Below are 3,611 nucleotides of genomic sequence, written 5' to 3' on the forward strand. Positions count from 1 at the left end.
GGATCGTTCTCGCGGTGCATCAGGTGGTAGAAGTACATCCCCTCCTGCAGCGGCGCCAGCGGATAGATGTCCTGCACATTGGCCGCGCCACCGGGCACGCTGGCCACGATGCGGTCGATTTCGTCCTGGCTAAGTTCAACCAGTGGCAACATGGCCGGCGCGATGTGCCCGCATGCGGGAGGAATCAGGTTGGGCGGCGCCACAAAGGGCGCTTCGCCGGCACCCGCCAATGCATCCACTTTGGCCGCCAGCGCGCCCAGGCTCGACGCCTCATAGATCGTGCGGACATCGGTCTGCAGTCCGGCCTGCTGCATCGCTGCCAGCAATTGCACCACCAGCAGCGAGTGACCGCCAAGTTCGAAGAAGTTGTCGTGGGTGCCGACCTGTCCGACCTTGAGCACCTCGCCCCAGATCGCGGCGAGCTTGTGCTCCGTGTCCGTCTGCGGAGCGGTATATTCGTGCTGGAACTGGCTGGCGTCCGGCGCCGGCAGCGCCTTCCGGTCCACCTTGCCGTTGCGCGTCAGCGGCAATTGTTCGAGCAGCACGAAGGCGCCCGGCACCATATATTCCGGCAGGCTTGCCAGCAGATATTCGCGCAGCGCTGCGGCGGAAGCGTCCCGCCCTTCCTGCACGGTCAGATAGGCCAGCAGCCGCTTGTCGCCGGCGATATCCTCGCGCACGACCACCACGGCTGCAGCCACGGCCTCGTGCTGGACCAGCCGGCTTTCGATCTCGCCCAGCTCGATGCGGAAACCACGGATCTTCACCTGCTCGTCGATGCGGCCGACATATTCCAGGTTGCCGTCGGCCAGACGCCGTACCAGATCACCCGTGCGGTACAGCCGCGTACTGCTGGCCGGCTCGCCGGCGTCATGGAAGGGATTGGCGATGAAGCGTTCGGCGCTCAGTTCTGGACGGTTCAGGTAGCCGCGCGCCAGGCCGGCGCCGCCGACGTGGAGTTCGCCCACGACGCCGTCCGGCGTCAAGCCCCGCTGTGGCGTCAGGATCACCGCGCACAGGTCGGCCAGAGGATGGCCGATGACGCTGGGGTTGGACGTGTTCGTGATGTCGGCCATCAGCAGGCGGCGGTAGGTCACGTGCACCGTGGTCTCGGTGATACCGTACATATTAACCAGCTGCGGCATAGCGTCGCCGTGACGCGCGGCCCAAGGCTGCAGCGTGGCGACGTTGAGCGCCTCGCCGCCGAAGATCACGCAGCGCAGCGACAGTGGCGCCGGCTGCTCGCCGTCCACCACGATCAGCATGCCGAAGGCGCTCGGGGTCTGGTTCAGCACCGTCACCTGCTCCTTGCTCAGCAACTGATAGAAATCGGGCGCCGAACGAGCGACCCAGTGCGGCACCACGATCAGGCGGCCGCCATGCAGCAGCGCGCCCCAGATTTCCCATACCGAGAAGTCGAAGCCGAAGGAGTGGAACAGGGTCCAGACATCGCGTCCGTTGAAACCGAACTGGCCGGTGCTGGCGGCAAACAGCCGCGTGACATTGCGGTGCTCGATCAGCACGCCCTTGGGCAAGCCGGTCGAGCCGGACGTGTAGATCACATAGGCCAGGTTGTCCGGCCCATGCGCCGGCAGACGAGCCAGGTTGCAGTCCGCATGCGCCTGCAACTGGCCGGTGAAGGCTGGCGCATCGAGCGCGGCGATGATGACGGCGCGGCCGGCTGACAATTCAGCAGCCCGCTCCAGCAGCGATTCCTGCGTGAGCAGCAGCGACAGCGCGCTGTCCCCGGCCATATAGGCCAGGCGCTCGTTCGGATAGACCGGATCGAGCGGCACGTAGGCGCCGCCTGCTTTCAACACGCCCAGCAGGCCGACAATCATCTCCAGACCGCGTTCGGCGAAGATGCCGACCAGACTGTCCGGCCCCACGCCCTGTCCGCGCAGGTAATGGGCCAGACGGTTGGCCCGCGCATTGAGCTCTTGGTAAGTCAGCGACTGGCCCTCGAACACCACGGCCACCTGCTGCGGTGCGCCTTGCGCCTGCGCTTCAAACAATTCGTGCAGCGCGCTGTCGCCATCATGGCGCTGCGCTATCCGCGTGCCCACCGCCAGCAACTGCTCGTGCTCCTGCGGCGGCAGCACCGAAATATCGCCGGCGTTCATGTCCGGCTGCGACCGCAGCGCCTGCACCAGACCAGCCAGCGCCTGCTCCAGATAGCCAAGCACGCGCGACGGAACAATGCTGTGATGGACATGCGCATCGATCAGGAAGTCATCGCCCCGGTCGTCGATAGAAATCGTCATCGGATAATTGGTGCGCAGTCTGTAGGCAAGCAGCGCGATGTCGTCCGCAGAGGTATCCGTGCCCTGCCCGTCTGCCGATCGAGCGGCATTGCGATAATTCAGAATCGCGCTAAACAGCGGCACATTGCTTGCCAGGCCACTGCAGCGCTGCGCCAGCGATAGCGGTGCCTGTTCGTAGGACAGCAGCTCACGCAGCGCCAACTCCGTCTGCGTCACGAGACTATCCACGCTGATGCCTTCAAGCGTCAGGCGCAGCGGCAGCGTGTTGATGAACATGCCCAGCATGTTGCGCGCGCCGACCGTGCCTTGCAGGCGCCCGGACAGCACGGTGCCAAACACCACGTCGTCGCGCGCGCTGCAGGCGCCGATGACCAGCGCACAGGCCGCGTGGAACAGAGTTGCGGGGCTAATCCTGCGCTGCCTTGCCACTTGGCGAATATCGCGCGCCAGCGCCGCGTCCAGCGCTTTGCTGTCCTCAACGGTCGCGCTACCATCGCCATGCACGTTGAGCAACCTGAACGGCGCGGTCGGCTCTGTCACATCACCCAAGGTCTTGCGGAAAAAGTCCTCGATATCGCTGCGTCCGGCCTGGTCAAGCGCATGCGCGAGGAATTCTCGATAGGGAACTGGCTCCGTCAGAGCTGCCGCCTGGCCAGCCAAATGCGCCTGGATTTCCCGATGCAGCAGCATCGACGAGGTAGCGTCGTCGATCAGATGGTGACTTCGAAACAGCACATACACCTTGCCCGTGTGCGGCTCACGCGCGACGCAAACTTCCAGCATCGGCGCTCTGGCAAGATCCATCGGCCTGTTGAAGCGAGCTTCTAATTGGCTTTGCGGATCGCCCGCCGTGCCCAATTCGATCATCTCAACATTGAGTTCAAGCTGGCGATACACGACCTGCGCCGGAACCCGCAGCTGGTCGGACAGAATGGCGGTGCGCAGCACGTCATGCCGCGCAATCACACTGCGCAAAGCGTCCAGCAGCGCCTCGAACTGCGCCGGCGTGTCGACTGCGAACAGCGACGGAATGACATACGGATCGCTCTCGCGGTGCATCAGGTGATAGAAGTACATCCCCTCCTGCAGCGGTGCCAACGGATAAATGTCCTGCACGTTGGCCGCGCCACCGGGCACGGTGGCCACGATTCGGTCGATCTCGTCCTGGGTCAGATCAATCAGCGGCAGCATGTCCGGCGTGATGTGCGCGCACGCGGCGGGAATGCGGTTCGGCGGCGCGGCGAAAGCCGCTGTGCCGGCCGGTGAGACGTCAATTGCCGCCGCCAGCTCTGCCAGGGTGGCAGCCGCATACACACGGCGCACGTCGGCCTTGACCCCGGCCTGCTC

1 protein-coding gene is annotated in these 3,611 nt (G+C 64.9%); it reads right to left on the minus strand.

What is annotated here, in order from left to right; genetic code table 11:
- On the minus strand, positions 1–3,611 hold a 3,611-nt coding region (locus tag HWE17_RS28305; RefSeq protein WP_176391094.1), incomplete at both ends, for a non-ribosomal peptide synthetase.

The organism is Janthinobacterium sp. BJB401 (genome assembly GCF_013372745.1).
Classification (GTDB): domain Bacteria; phylum Pseudomonadota; class Gammaproteobacteria; order Burkholderiales; family Burkholderiaceae_D; genus Janthinobacterium; species Janthinobacterium rivuli.